The 17,255-nt window shown below is 42.7% G+C and carries 13 protein-coding genes and 1 tRNA gene; 7 read left to right on the forward strand and 7 right to left on the reverse strand.

What is annotated here, in order from left to right; genetic code table 11:
• Positions 1 to 23: 23 nt before the first annotated feature.
• The 7 genes from ACYX4N_RS05725 (at position 24) to ACYX4N_RS05755 (ending at position 8,965) form a co-directional block, all read left to right on the forward strand.
• A complete protein-coding gene (locus ACYX4N_RS05725; protein ID WP_476056421.1) occupies positions 24 to 2,525 on the forward strand; it encodes a TonB-dependent receptor domain-containing protein in 2,502 nt (833 codons plus the stop codon).
• A 104-nt stretch (positions 2,526 to 2,629) separates the two neighbouring features.
• Complete coding sequence (locus ACYX4N_RS05730; protein WP_476055897.1) at positions 2,630 to 3,883, forward strand: ABC transporter substrate-binding protein; 1,254 nt, start codon at positions 2,630 to 2,632, stop codon at positions 3,881 to 3,883.
• Positions 3,880 to 4,977, forward strand: a complete 1,098-nt coding sequence (locus tag ACYX4N_RS05735) for a carbohydrate ABC transporter permease (RefSeq protein WP_474810461.1) — start codon at positions 3,880 to 3,882, stop codon at positions 4,975 to 4,977. Before ACYX4N_RS05730 ends, ACYX4N_RS05735 begins: the two co-directional genes overlap by 4 nt.
• Positions 4,970 to 6,352 (forward strand): carbohydrate ABC transporter permease, encoded by a 1,383-nt coding sequence (locus tag ACYX4N_RS05740; protein ID WP_476055898.1) that lies wholly within the window; start codon positions 4,970 to 4,972, stop codon positions 6,350 to 6,352. The genes ACYX4N_RS05735 and ACYX4N_RS05740 overlap by 8 nt, the downstream gene beginning before the upstream one ends.
• 22 nt (positions 6,353 to 6,374) lie before the next feature.
• A complete protein-coding gene (locus ACYX4N_RS05745) occupies positions 6,375 to 7,520 on the forward strand; it encodes an ABC transporter ATP-binding protein (protein WP_476055899.1) in 1,146 nt (381 codons plus the stop codon).
• A gap of 172 nt (positions 7,521 to 7,692) precedes the next feature.
• Positions 7,693 to 8,789 (forward strand): IS3 family transposase gene (locus tag ACYX4N_RS05750; protein ID WP_476055900.1). Its coding sequence is split into 2 segments (ribosomal slippage): positions 7,693 to 7,945 and positions 7,945 to 8,789, totalling 1,098 coding nucleotides; the frame shifts between segments, so codons are not numbered across the junction.
• Between the two features lie 23 nt (positions 8,790 to 8,812).
• A complete protein-coding gene (locus tag ACYX4N_RS05755; RefSeq protein ID WP_474854715.1) occupies positions 8,813 to 8,965 on the forward strand; it encodes an AraC family transcriptional regulator in 153 nt (50 codons plus the stop codon).
• Here ACYX4N_RS05755 and ACYX4N_RS05760 read toward each other — a convergent pair.
• The 7 genes from ACYX4N_RS05760 to ACYX4N_RS05790 all read right to left on the reverse strand — a co-directional run bounded on the left by ACYX4N_RS05760 (position 8,962) and on the right by ACYX4N_RS05790 (position 17,254).
• Positions 8,962 to 10,440, reverse strand: coding sequence for a glycoside hydrolase family 32 protein (locus ACYX4N_RS05760; RefSeq protein ID WP_476055901.1), 1,479 nt, complete (start codon positions 10,438 to 10,440; stop codon positions 8,962 to 8,964). The genes ACYX4N_RS05755 and ACYX4N_RS05760 overlap by 4 nt on opposite strands.
• 4 nt (positions 10,441 to 10,444) lie before the next feature.
• Positions 10,445 to 12,253, reverse strand: a complete 1,809-nt coding sequence (locus ACYX4N_RS05765; protein WP_476055902.1) for an amylo-alpha-1,6-glucosidase — start codon at positions 12,251 to 12,253, stop codon at positions 10,445 to 10,447.
• A gap of 83 nt (positions 12,254 to 12,336) precedes the next feature.
• Positions 12,337 to 13,302 (reverse strand): LacI family DNA-binding transcriptional regulator, encoded by a 966-nt coding sequence (locus ACYX4N_RS05770; RefSeq protein ID WP_476055903.1) that lies wholly within the window; start codon positions 13,300 to 13,302, stop codon positions 12,337 to 12,339.
• Positions 13,303 to 14,108: 806 nt separating this feature from the next.
• Positions 14,109 to 14,195 (reverse strand) — tRNA-Leu (locus ACYX4N_RS05775).
• Positions 14,196 to 14,395: 200 nt separating this feature from the next.
• Positions 14,396 to 15,493 (reverse strand): HupE/UreJ family protein, encoded by a 1,098-nt coding sequence (locus ACYX4N_RS05780; protein WP_476055904.1) that lies wholly within the window; start codon positions 15,491 to 15,493, stop codon positions 14,396 to 14,398.
• Between the two features lie 28 nt (positions 15,494 to 15,521).
• Positions 15,522 to 16,592 (reverse strand): tetratricopeptide repeat protein, encoded by a 1,071-nt coding sequence (locus ACYX4N_RS05785; protein ID WP_476055905.1) that lies wholly within the window; start codon positions 16,590 to 16,592, stop codon positions 15,522 to 15,524.
• Between the two features lie 83 nt (positions 16,593 to 16,675).
• Positions 16,676 to 17,254 carry an Ig-like domain-containing protein gene (locus tag ACYX4N_RS05790; protein ID WP_476055906.1) on the reverse strand — a complete coding sequence of 193 codons (579 nt, stop codon included), beginning with the start codon at positions 17,252 to 17,254 and terminating at the stop codon, positions 16,676 to 16,678.
• Between the last annotated feature and the right edge of the window lies 1 nt (position 17,255).

Below are 17,255 nucleotides of genomic sequence, written 5' to 3' on the forward strand. Positions count from 1 at the left end.
AGCAGATTATTGTCATAGGGAACATGCAAAAACGACTGATTGAAGCTTCAGTCCCATTCTCCCAAATTACAGAAGAACAAATTGCTCGTCAGGCACCGAGAAACATCTCAGACGCGTTGACTAATATTCCTTCTCTTCAAGTCGAAAATACTTCAGGTAATACAAACAATGAGTATCGCTTTCGTGGGGTTGGTGCAGGCGGTACTCAATTTTTGGAGTTCGAGGAAGATGGAATTCCTATTATGAGGGATGCACCTGACTTTCTATATCGGGTGAGTAACGCAACAGGAGGAATTGATACAATTCGTGGTGGTAATGCACCTATTCTGAGAACTGCAGCAGTAGGCGCGGTTATTAACTTCCGACATAAGGAAGCAACACAAGAGCAATCGGGCGATGTATTTTTTCAAACTTCTGACTTCGGAATGTTTAGAACTGAGCTATGGTTAGGCGGTCCTATTAACGAACAACTCGAATATACGCTTGCCGGATATTACACGACGGATGACGGTGTAAGAGAAGTCGATTTTCCAGCAAACGAAGGCTACAACCTTCACGGAAGTCTTAAATACCATTTTGAAGATGGATCTGGGCACTTCAAGATGTCTGGACGTACCTTTGAAGAGAATAATATTGTTTACTTAGCAGTTCCACTGCGCGGTGATCCAGCAAATCCTGAGCAGTTCCCCGGTGGTCCAGACATTACTACAGGTTCTTTACTAAGCCGAGAAATCGCCCTTTCAAATACTTTTTCTGCACCCAATGAACCTAGTGTATTGGATTTGTTGGACGGTAATGCCTCCGACATGACTTATTTAGGCACGGAATTGAAAAAGAACTGGGACTTAAAAGACGGTTCAGCGCTTGAGTTTACCAGCCGAAATAGGTACACCAGCGTTAGTTCTCGCTTTTCAGGTTATTACGCTGCTGGGTTTGCGTTAGGCGGTGATTTTCAAACAGGAGAATCTCTTGTTCCAAACATGCTAAATACAAATACGATGGGTGCAGGTCTAGTTAACTATAGTTATGCGCTGCCAGAAGGCTTTGCGCCAACCGGATATACAGTCACAAATCAACAAGGGGCTGTCCTTGATAACGGTACAATTGCCGATACAAATGGCAACGGGATCATCGATGCAGGAGAAGCAAGTTCGACTGCAACATCGCTTGCAAATGGAAATGGGATATTCATGCCTGTTGCCGCATTTGATCAGGACAATCCATTTACCAGCTTCCAGCAAGATTTAGAGTTGGCTTATAGTTTCGATACTGACAATGCTGAACATTACGTTTCTGCTGGTTACTACTACATGAAGATGGATAGGGAACAGGATAACCGTCAGCAATTGTTTCTAATTGACTTACGACCTCAGGCAGGCAGAGTGGATGTAAATCTGCAGAATGCGAACGGAGATCAAGTAACGCTTACGGATGATGGATTCTTGACCCACAACCACTGGTTGAATCGAGAAGCAATTACTGATGAGATTAATGCTTTTTATGTTGATTATGAAATCAAATTTGATCAATTGACTCTCGATGTGGGTGCTCGACACGATGAGTTCTCAAACATTATTCAAAGAGCAAACACAGTTAACTTTTTTGGAGACGGACCAAACCAAGTTGCGCTTCCTGAGCCCGGCACAACAGTTTCCCCGGCTGTATCTGCAATTCAGCGATACGATGGTTCATTTAGAACTGACCAAGACTTTACGACCAAAGAATGGAGTTATACGTTCGGTGCGAACTACTTAGTACAAGACAACTTTGCTCTTTATGGTCGTTATACAGAAGCTCATTTACCAAACCCAAGAGGTGCTACAGGCACGGATGTGATGGAACTTGGAGCTAGATATGATGGTGGTGACTTCACTATATCCAGCAACATTTTCAGATTGACGCAGGATGGTGATATTCAGGAACGAGGTCTTACGATTGATGGACAAGAAGTCATTGCTCAGTTCCAAACAGACCGTGAATCGGTCGGCCTTGAAATTGAGGCTGTTTGGGATATCACTGATGCATTGAGCCTGAATATTAGTGGTACTTATCAAAAGCCAGAGTTTGCTAGTGGCGGTTCGGCGACTCCTCGCCCCGGCTTTGATGTTACACAAGATCAACTTGATGCCGCGATAGGTGATTTGACATCTATCGATGGTAACCAGATAGCAAACCAACCTGAACTGCTTGGTAATTTGGGCTTAGACTATGAATGGACATTGGGTGACTATGGCTATTTGAACTTCAATGTAGTGCTTCGCTATGTGGATGAGGTGCCTCTCGATGATGCCAACTCAAACTATACTGAATCCTACACACAAGTTAACACTGGCCTTAATTTCGAAAGCCTTGAAGGTGACTGGTACGCTCGAATAAACGTTCAGAATCTGACAGATGAAGAGTCAATTCAACGTGTGTTTGGTGGACCTCAGTCGATTGTTGAACAAAGCGTTGCGGCGGATGGGTTCTATGGGAGACCGCTACTTGGTAGAAACGTTGTATTCGGCGTAGGTTATAGATTCTAAATAAAGCCAAAGGACAGGCGCTTTTGTTCCTGTCCTTATCCTATTCACAATTGATATTTCTAAGTCTACTAAAGTTTGATCAATACTCTTTCGCAGGGACATCGATGATAATTAGAACTCTCGTCTCGTTTATATGTATCGCTTGTTTTAGTCAAAGTGTGTACGCAAAGAAGCAAGTCACTATTGCTGGGTATGGTGGAAATGACGTCTTCGCCATGAAGCTGTTGTTAGAAGAGACACTTAAGGATGAGTTTGATAAGCGAAATATCGATGTATCCTATTTCGCGATTGAGAGTGACTATCCTAAATATGTTCTAAATGCATTGTCTTCAGGTAATGCACCTGATGCATTTTACGTCAACACAGATGTCGCTCAAAGCTGGATTCAGACTAACCAGTTGCTGCCTCTTCCAGAGTCTCTAAAATCAGCAAGAGCGAACATTACTCAAAAAGTTTTAGAAAACTTTACTTTCAACAACTCACTATTCGCGATACCTAAAGACATGAATGCTATCGCATTAGTCTTTAACCACGATGTATTCACAGATGCAGGTGTTACACCTCCAGAAAACAATGATGATTGGAGTGACTTAAAGTCGAAACTAGAAAAAGTAGTTGAAGAATTAGGTGATGAGGGCGTCACGGGACTTTGTATAAGTACCGATTTCAATCGATTTGCTCCATTTGCACTTGCTACAGGCTGGAAGCCCTTTGACAAAACAGGTCGAACCATACTTGACAAAAATTTTAAGAGAGCTTTTTCGTTCTATCTCTCTTTACATTCTAGTGGCCTAGCAAAAATGCCCTCAGACCTCGGTCAAAATTGGGGTGGTGGTTGTTTCGCTATCGAAAGAACGGCCATAGCCATTGAGGGAAGTTGGATAGCAGGCTACCTACGAGACAAATCCCCCAACTTACTTTACGGAAGTACACTGCTTCCAAAAGATCCCGTATCTGGTGAAAGAGGAAATCTGCTATTTTCAGCCGGGTGGGCTGTAAATAAAAATGCTGAAGACGTAGAGGCTACACTAGAAGTCATTGAACTTTTAACCAGCAATGCAGCGCAGTCCACAATATTATCTTCTGGATTAGCGATCCCTAGTTCAACGCTTTTAGACGACCATCCTTATTATGACTCGCAACAGCCAAAAAATCAGCTAGCAAAAACTATACAAGAAGGTACTCAGGTCAACAATACAATGACTTTCAGCTTTGGGAAGTATGGTAATCAATGGTTAGAGCCTATACAGATTGCCCTGTCTTCCGTCATGTTAGGTCAGTTAAGCGAAGAGGAAGCGCTTGAAGAGGCGCAAAGAGCATATGATGAAATGTTCAAAAAAGTCGGAGCCAACAAATGAAATTATCATCATCTTTCAAGCACAACGCGTTTGGTTGGCTACTTATATCTCCGTTTGCTTTATCGCTGGTTCTCTTTTTCTTCTATGCATTACTGAGAACAATCGCTTATAGCTTTACAAGTTACGACCTCTTCAACTCTCCTGAGTGGGTTGGTTTTAAAAACTACGTCAATCTGTTCTCTGACCCTTTGTTTTTTAGAGCGCTGACAAATACGTTTGCATTTTCACTCATCGTAACGCTAATTCAAACGACACTTGCCTTGCTTCTCGCCGTTGCGCTCAACGCTGAAATAAAGGCAAAAGGCTTTTTTAGAACCGTTTATTATGTTCCGAGTATTATGTCTAGTGCGGCAATAACGCTCATTTTTGTATGGGTGTATCAGAAGAACGGTTTTTTAAATCAACTTTTACAAAACATTACTAGCAACCAACAATTCATACTCACATTTATTGTTGGGTTTATTGCTTGTCAGGCTTCACTCGTAGTTTCAGGAAGAAAAAGGAATCAGCGAGTTAGAGTAACGGACCCGTTCTATGCGCTTATTAGTCTACTCGTTGCATTTAGCATTTGTGTATTCGTTAAGAATACAGGGTTAGTAAGTAGCCAAGATTCTTCCGTTGTTGTCTCATGGCTTGGCACCAGAGATATGGTGGGGCCTCTGCCACTGACTCTTTGGGCCATCGTTATACAAAATATATTTACCACTGTCCCAACACTCATGCTTCTGTTCCTTGCAGGGTTACAAGGCATTCCTGATGATCTTTATGAATCTGCGACGGTTGACGGAGCAAACAAATGGCAACAGCTCTGGCACATTACTGTGCCCCAGCTTGCTCCAGTTACTTTTGTTGTCATCACTATGGGTATTATTGGGACATTGCAAATGTTTGATCAAGTAGCTTTGCTAGGGGGAGGCGTTCCACTTGAGTCAAGGATTACGTTGGCATTTTACGTTTATCACTACGCTTTTCCCGATGGCACATCACCACAAATAGGAGTAGCAAGTGCTTCCGCGCTCGTTCTTGGAGGGATAACACTCGTACTAGTATTTCTCCAGAAGAAATTAGGAATTAAGGAGCAAAGCGATGGATAACATTTTGTACAGCAAAAGCGCCTCTCAGTTTAGACAACGTCGCTTTGTCTCCCATATAGTGTGGGTTTATGGACTTCTTTTGCTATTAGCAACCGTAACGTTAGGTACGTTTTTGATAGCGTTTGTTGCAAGCATCAAAGATGACGCTTTAAATGAACCAAGTAAGATCAGTATTCCTCAGCTACAGCCTTCTAACTGGATTGCTGCTGGTTCATTGGGAAGTCAGGGTGGGAAAAGCATCTTATGGGGTGGCTTTGTTCCTGAATCTGAAGTTACATTTCAAGTTACTTATGCCACCACAAATCAAAACGAACTCATAGTACCCGCCATTAGTGTTCCTAGAAGAAAGCCGGGAAGTGGTATGGCATCCATTGCGTACCCACACTTCGCTGCGGACTATGCCATTGTTTCCCAGCCAAAACTTATCTCTACTTCTGACAATGTAGAATACATCCAGACTTTGGGGATAAGAAAAGAGTCTCGAAGCGGGCATAGTGCAACGTGGGAATTCACCATTCAATACAATGGATATGGTCCAAATATAAAACACCTACCACTGGATATAACAACTCCCAGAGAGCAGGTCTTGATTGACTCTACGATCCCCCCAAACCGATTTGAACGACGTGGCAGAGTGGCAAGCTGGGGAAATATTTCTCCCGGACTGATAGGTTACGTTTTCAAGAGCTACATCAGAGTATGGAATGAGTCTGTCAGTCTCGACACTGGAGAAAGCTTGTTTTGGAGCTGGACCATCAACTCTTTTTTTATTGCTCTGGTAAAAATGGTACTGACAGTATTAATTGCATGTGCTGGAGGCTTCGCCTTGGCTAGAATGAAGTTCGCAGGATCTCGTCTCATATTCTTCGCCTTGGTTATATCAATGGCTGTCCCCATGCAAGTTAGCTTCATCTCAAATTACGAGGTATTCAATACGCTAGGTCTATTAAACACTCCGTGGGCAGTAATTGGGCTGTTGGTGGCCTCTGCGCAAGTGCTCATCATGAAGCAATTTTTTGAATCATTTCCGAAAGAACTTGAAGAAGCAGCAATAGTCGATGGCGCGTCCCCTCCATCTATACTCTGGCACGTGTTTATGCCTCTCGCGAAGCCAGCGATTGCTTCAGTTGCGATTTTAGGTTTTCAAGGCACATGGAACGACTTTTTCTGGCCTCTCGTTGTGCTTACTACGCCACCAGAGACCTACACGCTTCCTGTAGGGTTATTGAGTTTGCGTAACAGCTATGGAGTGGCGGGTGACTGGAATTTAATTTTGGCAGGCTCGTTTCTCTCAACCGTTCCAGTACTCATTATTTTCATTGCATTTCAAAGATATTTTGTAGGAAACAACGTGAGTTCGGCGGTCAAGGGTTAGCCGACAGAAGGTGAATAAATATATGAATAAGCTTCGCTTGAAAAATATAAATAAAGTTTACGATCCCAGTGGTACACCTGCTCATATTGTAAAAAACGCAAACCTTTCGATTGAAGAGGGAGAGTTTGTCGTATTTGTGGGTCCGTCAGGCTGTGGTAAGTCAACCATGCTAAGGATGATAGCTGGGCTTGAAGAAATAACAGGTGGAGAGCTAATCATAGACAACCAAGTTGTCAATGACTTGTCGCCCAGTGAGCGTGGCATAGGAATGGTATTTCAATCCTATGCTTTATATCCACACATGACTGTAAGAGAAAATATCGCCTTCGGAGTGAAGTACACGAAGCGATGGTCTAAAAAGCAAACAGATGAAGCTGTTGAATCGATAGCTGAAGCACTTGAGCTAACTAGTTTACTCAATAGAAAGCCAAGTGGCCTGTCTGGAGGCCAAAGGCAGCGTGTGGCGATTGGTAGGGCGTTAATTCGAGAGCCAAAGGTGTTTTTATTGGATGAGCCACTTTCTAATCTAGATGCTGCATTAAGGGTTCGCATGCGGCTCCAGATAGCGGCTTTTCATAGACAGTTCAAATCAACGACAGTGTATGTGACTCATGACCAAGTTGAAGCCATGACTTTAGCTGACAAAGTAGTCGTTTTAAACAAGGGAACGATTGAACAGATCGGCTCACCTTTAGAACTTTATCACTTCCCAAAAACTGAGTTTGTCGCCAATTTTATTGGTTCACCAAAGATGAATATGGTTGACGTTAAATTCGTTGAAGTTGTTGATGATTTAGTTGTTGTTGATATGGGCGGCAAACTGGTAAAAGTGGCCGTAGACGGAAGCGAATTACGACCAAATCAACGATTAAAACTAGGAATCAGGCCAGAAGACATTCAGATAGGTGGTGTAAACGACATCCCCGTCTACGTGACAGGCAAAGAATTACTAGGTGCAGAATCAATCTTATTTACCAGTACAAAAGCGGTAAATGACGAATTTTTAGTGAGATGTCCGGGTACGCTCAATGTAAGTAAAAAAGATGCTTTGTTTGTGAGGTTTCCTCCCACTGCCTGCCACCTTTTTGCAGACAACGGAATTACGCTGAATAGAAAAGTTGATAGAAATTCACTTTTTGTAAGCCCTCAGGATTTAGTACCACACTAGTGTGAGGGGAATAGGTTTATTGGAATTTGCCTTTGCTATCATTCTGGCCACAGTTTTGCTTTTGCAGTCCTTGAAGCTTGATATCAAACTGCAAGTGTAAACCTCCCCTAAACTAGTGGCATACTTTTTTAGAGCTCTTCGGCGTACACTGAGCCAAGAAGGAGAACTCCTGATGAAAAAGTCCCGATACACAGAAACACAGATCGCTAAGATCCTGAAAGAAGTGGAAGCTGGCCGACTGGTTAAAGAAGTCGGCCGTGAGTACAGCATTTCAGACGCCACCTACTACAACTGGAAAGCCAAATATGGTGGTATGGAGGCTTCGGACATCAAGCGCCTGAAAGAGCTTGAGGACGAAAACAGGCGGCTGAAATCGATGTCTGCCGATCTCAACCTGGAACACCGGATATTGAAAGATATCGTTGAAAAAAAGCTGTAAAGCCAGCGATCAGACGTGAACTTGTGAATTATGCGCGAGAGCAGCATGGCGCTAGTTTACGGATGGCGTGTCGCGTAGTTGGCATCAGTGACTCGGTCTATCGGTATCAGCCGGATAAAGCGCGCGATGACAAGGTCGTCGCCAAGCTAAAGGAAGCCGTTGAACGGTATCCCGCCTACGGATTCAGTAAGCTATTTAAGATCCTAAAACGCTGGGGTCACGGCTGGAACCATAAGCGTGTTTATCGCATTTACTGTGAGCTAAAGCTGAATAAACGCCGACGTGGAAAACGACGCCTACCAGCAAGAAACCCAGAGCCTCTAGCGGTTCCAGCTCAGGCCAACCATTGCTGGTCGATGGACTTTATGTGTGACAGGCGCTTCAGAACGTTTAACCTGGTGGATGACTTCAACCGTGAAGCGTTGGCCATTGAGATTGATTTAAACCTGCCGTCGCAGCGGGTTGTACGCGTACTGGAACGCGTCGTCGCCTGGCGAGGTTACCCAGCCAAACTACGCATGGATAATGGGCCAGAGTTCATCTCCATCACACTGGCCAGTTGGGCGGAAGAACATAACATCGCACTGGAATTTATCAAACCGGGTAAGCCAACACAAAACTCTTTCATAGAGCGTTTTAACCGGACTTACCGCGACGAAATACTCAATATGTACGTCTTCAGAACACTCAACGAAGTTCGTGAACTGACGGATAAATGGGTGACTGAATACAACGAAGAACGCCCCCATGATGCGCTGAATGATCTTACGCCATGGGAATATTTAACGAAACATGAGCTGGCCGAAACCTCTAATTATGGGTGTACTTAATTAAGGGAGGTTTACAGCACTACATGCATGAAAGCGTTGTATCCATGACTCAACTATCTTTACTGCTTGGATTCGCAGAACCTAGTATTTTTACTAGAAAATTTAAGTCTTGGAGTGGAGTAACCCCAACAGAATACATCAGGGCTTCGGGAAGCAGATTAAAGTTAAGAAGTTAATCTTGTTGCTCGTCATCAATGGTCCAAAATTTTGCTGTCAATTCGCATTTCCCATTTTGGGGCGCAACCGCCAAATCTACTCTTGTAGATGTCGGAAAACAGAGATTTGAAAACGCAAAAGTATTGTTCACAATGAGCGTACACAGCCCTCTATCCAATAAAACTTGAATATGAAGGTTTTCGTACTTAGGTAGTTCGACCGAGTAATCATGGTTGAATCCACTTTCTATAAGGTCTCGGTGCTCGGAAACAGCTCTAATAGATCTGACAACCGTTTTGTTTTCTTGCTGCGAGACAACGAACTGAAGTTCTTGTTGTTCAAACAAAGAGAATTTAATTTTTTTTGAATCGTTTAACGCAGTATCAAACTCCAAGAGTGCTACATCGGTATTTAGCGACTTTAAAAATGATTGAGTACCTTCTTGTACGATTTCAACTTCTTCACACGATTTGAACTTGTCATACAATCCTTCAACAAAAGTCTGTTGTAACTTAAATGAACCTTTTCTCGAGCGTCGTATGCTGAGTTTTCGGGGAACAATCATAGCCCCTCTGAACCTAGATGTTGGAGTTGATTTGGCATATTGGTGGTTACTCATCCAAGCACTGATGACTCTTTCGTCAGCGCTAGTGCCGCTGAAAGACTGCGTAGCGTAATGGTCTCGACCAAAATCTAACCACCGCTTTTTGTCGTGCCTTTCTACACACGTAAAATCAAAACCATCAAACGTTCCGACAAAGTATTGAGTGCCCGAACCGCCAGCCCAAACACCCTCTCCAATACCTACTATCAAGACCCAGAACAACTCGCCAGAGTCTTCACATTTTAATGGAAAAAGGTCAGGGCACTCCCAAGGACCTTTACTATGGAAACCATATCTGTGTCCGAACTCACTAACTTTTACCCAGTTAATAAGATCCGGTGACCGAAAAATCTCAATGAATTGTCCGCTCGCTAGAACCATAACCCATGCATTGGTTTCGACATGCCAGAACACTTTAGGATCTCTGAAGTCAGGATTACCCTTAGAATACAAAACTGGTTGTCCATTATTATACTTCTTCCATTTGTATCCGTCTTCACTAAAAGCGAGCGCCTGGTGTTGTTGAGGTCTAATGTCAATATCACCGTCTATACATTCGTATTCGCTCTCAATGAAAGTCGTGAAGAGAGCTACTATCCCTCCTTTTTTGGGAAATAGTCCTGAAGTGTTTGTGTCATCGAATACTGCCGAGCCTGAAAAGCACATACCACTTTCGTCAGGGTAGAGGGCGACTTCATGCTCCTCCCAATCTACTAAATTTAATGAGGATTGGTGCCCCCAATGCATTGGCCCCCAAAGTGTAGAGTTTGGGTGATACTGATAGAATTGGTGATATCTCCCCTTAAACTTAATGAGCCCGTTTGGGTCATTAATCCAACCACTACTCGAGGTTAGGTGTAGCGAGGGACGGTACTTTTCAGACTTCGACACTTATTCACTCTCCGTCGTTCATAAGGTAAACGAGAGCAGCCGCAGACCATGCCTGTGGTCTACATGCTTCTACATAAGGCAGAATAGGAGTTAATCCTCTAGGGTAACCAGAGAAGAGCTCAGGAAGTCGTCTATCTTTTTGAGAAGATGCAACATCCACTAGAGCTGACTTTACAACATCAAACTCTTTCTCTTTCCCATATCTTTTGAGTCCAGCAGCAAAAATTGCCGTGTCATGAGGCCAGATTGAACCGTTGTGATATGAAATTGGGTTATAGCGTAATTCTGTAGTGCTCAAAGTTCTTAAACCCCAACCGCTCCACATATCTTCTTCGAATAACCGATTTACAAGAACATCGACTTTTTCGTCCAATACGATACCTGACCAAAGCAAATGGCCGCTATCTGAGCTGTTTACATCTAATTGGCAATTATATTCGTCCACAGCTATAGCAAAGTTATTGTGCTCGGGCATCCAAAATAAGCTATCGAAGGAGTGTTGAAGTTTGTCAGCCTTTTCTTTGTAATACGCAGCTTGCTTAGTGTCGTTCTCATGTTTATAGAAATTCGCGGCAGCTAAGTACGCGGCGTAAGCGTAACCCTGTACTTCGGCTACTGCTAGTGCTCCTTCACCAAGCTTCCCATTTTTATAACTCAATGAATCATGTGAGTCTTTCCAGCTTTGTACCGTCAAACCTTTAGTGTTGCCGCGAAAAACGATTAACCCTCTTTCGTCTTGATACTTTTCCATCCAATGTAATGCGCTTTTCCAGTTGTCCTTAAGCTCATCAACTAGAGAGTAATCTTTTGTTTTCTCGACATAATCGTGCAAAAGAACAATAAACAGCGGCGTGGCATCTGCAGTTCCAAAGTACGTTAAGAACGGAAGTTTTGCTAAGCGGCTTAACTCTGCGTACCGCTGCTCATGAAGAATTTTTCCAGGCTGCTCATCACGATATTCATCAATTTTTGTACCTTGATTTGCTGCAAGAAACTGAAGCGTCCCTCTGGCTAAATCAGGGTATGTATTCAAGAGAAACCACGAAGAAATAATTGAATCGCGACCGAAGGGTGTAACAAACCAAGGTATCCCCGCTGCTATAGTTAGGCCGTGTTCGGTTGATAATAACAGGTCATGCAGATCTCTCTCTGCCTGCCTGTAAACTTTCGTATGATCTGGTATCGATTTACTACTTAACCAGTCTTCAGGAATACCCTGAATAGTTGATGCAATTGAATATGTTGAAGTAAATTTTGCATTTATTTTAAGAAGGCGCTTCGACCGAGCAGCTATTGCCATTTGCTCGTTAAATTTAAAACCTTCCAGCTCCAATTGAACTTCGGACTTTACATCATCAGGCGCAATATAGTGAGCATCATAGCGGTTGCTAGACTGATGATGATATACGTCTCGGACACCCTCACTTGGTACATGTCCACGAACTTCAAACATATCGATGAAGTCACTATCTAGTTTGAGCTCCGCTAAAAAAGTATGGTCTTCCAAATCATCGTTAATCAACTCTAACTCATCTGTAAAGCCACCGTCCTTTACAGATAATGTTCTTACGATCATCAGACTTTGTTTGTGTTTCTCGAACTTGCTGAAATACTGTTTTATACATCTACTTCCGATGTATTTAGTGTGTAACAACTCGAATCCTGCAAAATTCCATTCGTACTGGCTTATTACACGGGTGTCTAATACGTATCCACCAGACTCTGAACATGCTATAGCGGCATCATGTCTACTGTTAATTTGACCTTCATCATTGAGAATAAGATAAGTAAAATTTTTCTTTAGAGGGATCACGTAGGCAAGCCTCCTATCCGTTAAATATTGAAAGTTATTAACGCATAGTAAACGTTTACGTAGTGAGTTCAAGTGTTATTTTTTTATTGTATGCGAGACGATTCTCTAATAACCAAGTTCACTGGCAATATTCTACTCTCTGGTGCGTCTCCGTTTCGAGCTTTATCTAAAAGCTCAACAGCGTTTTTAGCGATCTCGTTAATATCTTGATGTACCGTTGTTATGGTTTCAAAAATGCCGGGAAGATCATCGAATCCAACGATTTTCAAATCATCTGGGACAGATAAATCAGAGTCCTTACAAGCGAGCATGGCCCCATATGCAATATCGTCGTTTTCACAAAAAATGGCGTCAAACTTGGATGAATTGTTTTTGAAAACTTTCATTAGGGTTCGATAAGTCTGAAGTTCTACAGCCATTGAATCATCTATGTAAAGTTGACCTGCAACAAACCCTTTTTCTTGAATGGATTTCTGAAACCCCATAATTCGAGCCTTAGTCCCTTTGCTTCTTAATGCGCTTTCAACTATGAGAAATTCTTGACACTCTTGATTTAAAAGGTGTGAGGCCGCCAGTTGCCCCCCCTGATAGTCATCTGGGCACACCCAGAATTCCCCTTCAACCTGACCGATAGATACGAAAGGCAAAGACGCTTTTTTGAGGCTAGCCACTCTTGAATCACTTTCCTCGACACCAGTAAGAATTACTCCACTTGTATCTCTTACCATGCTATCAAAACTGTCATAAGGATAAATATTTACGATTAACCCCTCTTTGCTTAGAAGCGTATGAATGCTCTCGAATAGAGAGGATATGTAGTGGCCGTGCGGCTTGTCACTTTTGCCTAGGGAGATTGCAACATGACTATTTTTGCCAAACTTTAGACGTCTTGCTGCATCTGATGGCTGATAATCAAGCTCATTGCAAATATCAATTATTCTCTGACGTGTTGTTTCAGAAATTCCGGGTTTACCATTTAATGCGCGAGAAACAGAGGCTACAGAAACTCCAGCGAGTCTTGCAGCTTCTTTGATTGAGTTTTTATTCATGATTCGGCTTTGCAATTGTTCGAAAAGTGAGAATACCAAATCAAAGTTTCAATTAAAATGCTGGAAGTTTAGTAATCGTTTACTCTTGCGGTTGGTTCAACGATATGCAAGTCCTCCTTAATGAAAATTTAGAGATGTTAATGTGTTTCGTTGCAACTGAAGTTGGTGGTGCAGAATTACACTCAGTCCAATGTAAGCCGTTGAGTGAATCATTTGCTGGAAATCGGTCTCGCTATCGGGCAACGGAGCGCTTTCGCTTGGAAGTCTGAATCGACTCAACCTTACTAGACTGGTTCTCGTTTTGATCTTTTAACCTTTTTACACATCAATACAGGCGCTTCATACTATAATTGATGATATTTAAAAGTTTCTTATAACGTAGCTACTAGATAACGTTAATGACGATTAACGTTACCTCACACTTACGCTGGCTTGTTTACTATAGCTCGACAGAGTTTGGTGTTCGAAGAGCCAAATTAACAACTGAAGTCGATGTGGTTATACATGTTATTAAAATAGGTCCGCAATTTAGGTTAAGCAGAACATAACTTAAATTGCGTACTCACCGGATCTTCTGAACTAGAACAGCATTGATTTTTTTAGGAAGAACTTTCTTTCAGACACAAAAAAAACGACTTAAAGGTAGGTTTCAGTATCTACTTCTACAAAGAAAAGATGGTACCAGTGGGCGGGCTTTGATTGGACCGACACTCGGCCGACACGCTTGCGTGGCGATTTGTTGAAATTCAGGCACAAAAAAACCGACTCAAAAGTCGGTTTCAGTATCTACTTCTATAAGAAGAAGATGGTACCAGTGGGCGGACTTGAACCGCCACGCTATCGCTAGCAGCGGATTTTGAATCCGCCATGTCTACCAATTCCATCACACTGGCATAGTGTATAGACATCAACGTGGTGTTGATGCTTGGCATTATAGCGATGCGGCGCGCCTATACAACTACTTTTTGTGCTTTTTATGGCTAAGTGCCGAAAGATTGTCCAAAGGCGCGCGCTGCTTTAGTCATTTCTTATTTTTTTGTCACTCAGTATAAGCTTACTCTTATCTCTCAATTAATAACTAGGTGTGCCGCTGCTACCATCTCTGCAACGTCCAGTTAATCGCTATAACCGCAATAATTGATGACGCAATTGGCATAATGGCTTTCGAATATAACCTGACGTTTCTAAGTAGGATAAGTATGGGAAGTAGCAGTGCAACTATGGCAAGTTGACCTATTTCTACACCTAAATTAAATGCAAGCACGTTCATCACCAAACTGCCTGACTGGGCATTTAGGTCGCTAAACACGCTTGCGAATCCCATCCCGTGAAGTAGGCCGAATCCAAAAGTAACAAATCCCAAGCGCATGATAACGGGGTACACGTTATTTAGTGCAGTAATGGCCACCGAAATCGCAATGCCTAGTTCAACAAAACGACTATTGAGCGTTATAAAATCAAGAGATGTAAGTGTCAACGTAATTGAGTGCGCTAAAGTAAAAGTGCTTACCAAAATCACCGTGCTTTTTACAATCCGTTTGATACTTTTTTCTTTTACCCAACGTTTACTTTTTCTAAGTAAGTTAACAGTCAGCAATGTCGCGACTAAAAACAGTATGTGATCTAACCCAATAAAAATGTGCCAAATACCCTGATAAACCATTTCGCTAAACTGTGAAATCCAGTGACTATTTTTAGGAAATACAGATACGAAAGTTTGCTCACTATCAAGTACATGCACACTTGTTTGTTCATTAAGGGTGACGGAAGTAAGCAGTTTATGTGTAGGAAAATCGCTCACTAAACCCGTGTAACGTACAGACACTTCGTTTAAAAAAGCGCAATTCGCCGAAAGTGGATATACCAATAATGACTCCGCAGATATGTCACGTATGGAAGGTGATGCAAGACTTACTGTACATCGTGTTTCGCTACCGCGAATTATTAGGTGATTTTGAATGTAATCATTCGCTAGATTGTGGTTTCTTTTCACTTCACCCCATGTCAGATTGCCGTCATTATTGGTATCGAGTCCGGCAGCTTGCCCTATGTCTTTGGGTTTTAACAAAAGCTCGCCTGAAAGTGTCTCGCCAGAATCATTTTTTAGGGTTAAATAACCGTTGCTTAGCTCGTGAGAAAGGGTTGGAAAACTGAAAGACGCTACTATGAAAAATACAATAAATCTTATCATGGTTCGTTCGCTGAAATAGTTGAAAGATCTAAGCATTGGTTGATTCACCATTAGCTTTGCGGGCACGCTCTAAAAGCTTTTTGTCACTTAATGCTTGGGCGTACTGCCAATTGATTTCAGCGAACTTGAGGGCCTGCGGGTAATTTTGCTCTATCTCTAAAAAGTAATTAGCAACTTGTGCCGCGTGCGAGCTATCCTCTCGCCACACTCTAATTTCCATATTTTTTGACAGTTGAGACTGCACCGTTGAGGACGTGATACCCTGTGCACGTTCTGCGATAGCCCATTTCAAAAGCAAGCCGTCATCTGCTTTTTTGATATCGGGTACATTGCGGGCGAGCGTGGTGGTAACAGCCTCATAATTTCTTAATTGAAAATTAGCGTCTGACCATACTAACAGGGCACTTATAGGAAGCGTTTCAAACTCTGTTTGTGATAGATACTCAAGCGCTGCTTCAGGGTAGCCAAGCTGCAGTGACATATCCGCAAGTACTTCATAAAACCACTGGCGTTCAGAAGGCCGAGCATTACTGGTATAAGTTTCAAAGGCCTTCAGTTTTTGAAGCAGCCTCGCTTGAGCGTTCTGGGAAAACTCTGCGTTTACCATGCAAGTAAATGCAATGAGAAAGCTTGTTTTCCCTACCAGTCTTTCACAGTTTTCTTTTGCTTTTTTAACATCACCTTGTTGCGTGGCAATATCAGCCATAAGTAAGTAAGCGGCCGGCGAGCGAAAGTAGGCAATTTGTTTTAAATGTTGCTTGGCTTCTTCGAACCTATGAGTGCCTTGTAACAAGCGAGCCTCTAAGATTACTAGGCGTTCTTGCTGCCCATCATTTAACGATGTGAAGTTTGCTCGCATAGAGTTGGCGAAGCGAGCCACCCGCTCTCTTTCGTCTCCTTTTGCGGAAATATAGCGACTTGATGACAGCACTTTTTCTGCTTCATTCAAGCTTGTTATTGATAACTGTTCAGGCTCCCAGCTTGCTATTACAGTATTGATATCAGGGGGTTGTTGTTGAGCGTATATTGAAAAAGTCGAAAGGGTTAGTGATGTACTCGCCAAAATGAACTTCAGAGCAGAGTACTTTATAAACTTCATTGCTACTTCCTTAAAAAAAGCCGTCCTTGGCTTTACGGTTGACACTGGTTATGTGCTAACAAACTCCTGTTATTTGATGCGTGTTATTGGTCTATCAACAAGTCATCAAATGTAGAGTCGTCAGCATCTTGGATGAACTCCCTTCCATTTATTGGTAATGGATCATCCGTTGGCGCTTGATTGAAGGCGTCGCGGGTATAGCTAGAAAGCGATACCTGCTGTGCCTCAATCGTAACGCTAATGGTGGCTGTAACCTCTGGGTTAACCCCGTCAGAAACGGTGAATGTAAAGCTATCGCTTCCTGTTACCTGAGCGTTAGGTGTGTAGGTAAAGCTGCCATCAGCATTAACTTCTGCATTACCTAACGTACCGTTTTCACCAAGCCCGAACGTAAGCGCATCACCATCGGCATCGGTAGCTGACAAGGTGCCATCAATCGCAATATCCGCTTGTGTCGTCAACATTTCATCAACGGCTACCGGCGCAGCATTTTCTTCTGGGGCTTGATAGTCGTTATCGTCGTCACTATCGAAACAACCTGAAAGTGCTAATACCAACCCTGAAGCAATCCACATACGGTGTTGTTGACGTTTACCTGACGTTTGCTTTTTAGGCGCAGTTGCATCACTGCGCTTATTTAATAACCTAATCTTCGTAGACATG

The sequence above is a fragment of the Alteromonas sp. ABH4_452 genome, assembly GCF_056311825.1.

What these genes read in the sequence shown, in the direction of transcription:
- ACYX4N_RS05725 (WP_476056421.1), top strand. Translation starts at nt 24, where the DNA reads ATGCAAAAACGACTGATTGAAGCTTCAGTCCCATTCTCCCAAATTACA.
- ACYX4N_RS05730 (WP_476055897.1), top strand. Translation starts at nt 2,630, where the DNA reads ATGATAATTAGAACTCTCGTCTCGTTTATATGTATCGCTTGTTTTAGT.
- ACYX4N_RS05735 (WP_474810461.1), top strand. Translation starts at nt 3,880, where the DNA reads ATGAAATTATCATCATCTTTCAAGCACAACGCGTTTGGTTGGCTACTT.
- ACYX4N_RS05740 (WP_476055898.1), top strand. Translation starts at nt 4,970, where the DNA reads ATGGATAACATTTTGTACAGCAAAAGCGCCTCTCAGTTTAGACAACGT.
- ACYX4N_RS05745 (WP_476055899.1), top strand. Translation starts at nt 6,375, where the DNA reads ATGAATAAGCTTCGCTTGAAAAATATAAATAAAGTTTACGATCCCAGT.
- ACYX4N_RS05755 (WP_474854715.1), top strand. Translation starts at nt 8,813, where the DNA reads ATGCATGAAAGCGTTGTATCCATGACTCAACTATCTTTACTGCTTGGA.
- ACYX4N_RS05770 (WP_476055903.1), bottom strand. Translation starts at nt 13,302, where the DNA reads ATGAATAAAAACTCAATCAAAGAAGCTGCAAGACTCGCTGGAGTTTCT.
- ACYX4N_RS05780 (WP_476055904.1), bottom strand. Translation starts at nt 15,493, where the DNA reads ATGATAAGATTTATTGTATTTTTCATAGTAGCGTCTTTCAGTTTTCCA.
- ACYX4N_RS05785 (WP_476055905.1), bottom strand. Translation starts at nt 16,592, where the DNA reads ATGAAGTTTATAAAGTACTCTGCTCTGAAGTTCATTTTGGCGAGTACA.
- ACYX4N_RS05790 (WP_476055906.1), bottom strand. Translation starts at nt 17,254, where the DNA reads ATGTCTACGAAGATTAGGTTATTAAATAAGCGCAGTGATGCAACTGCG.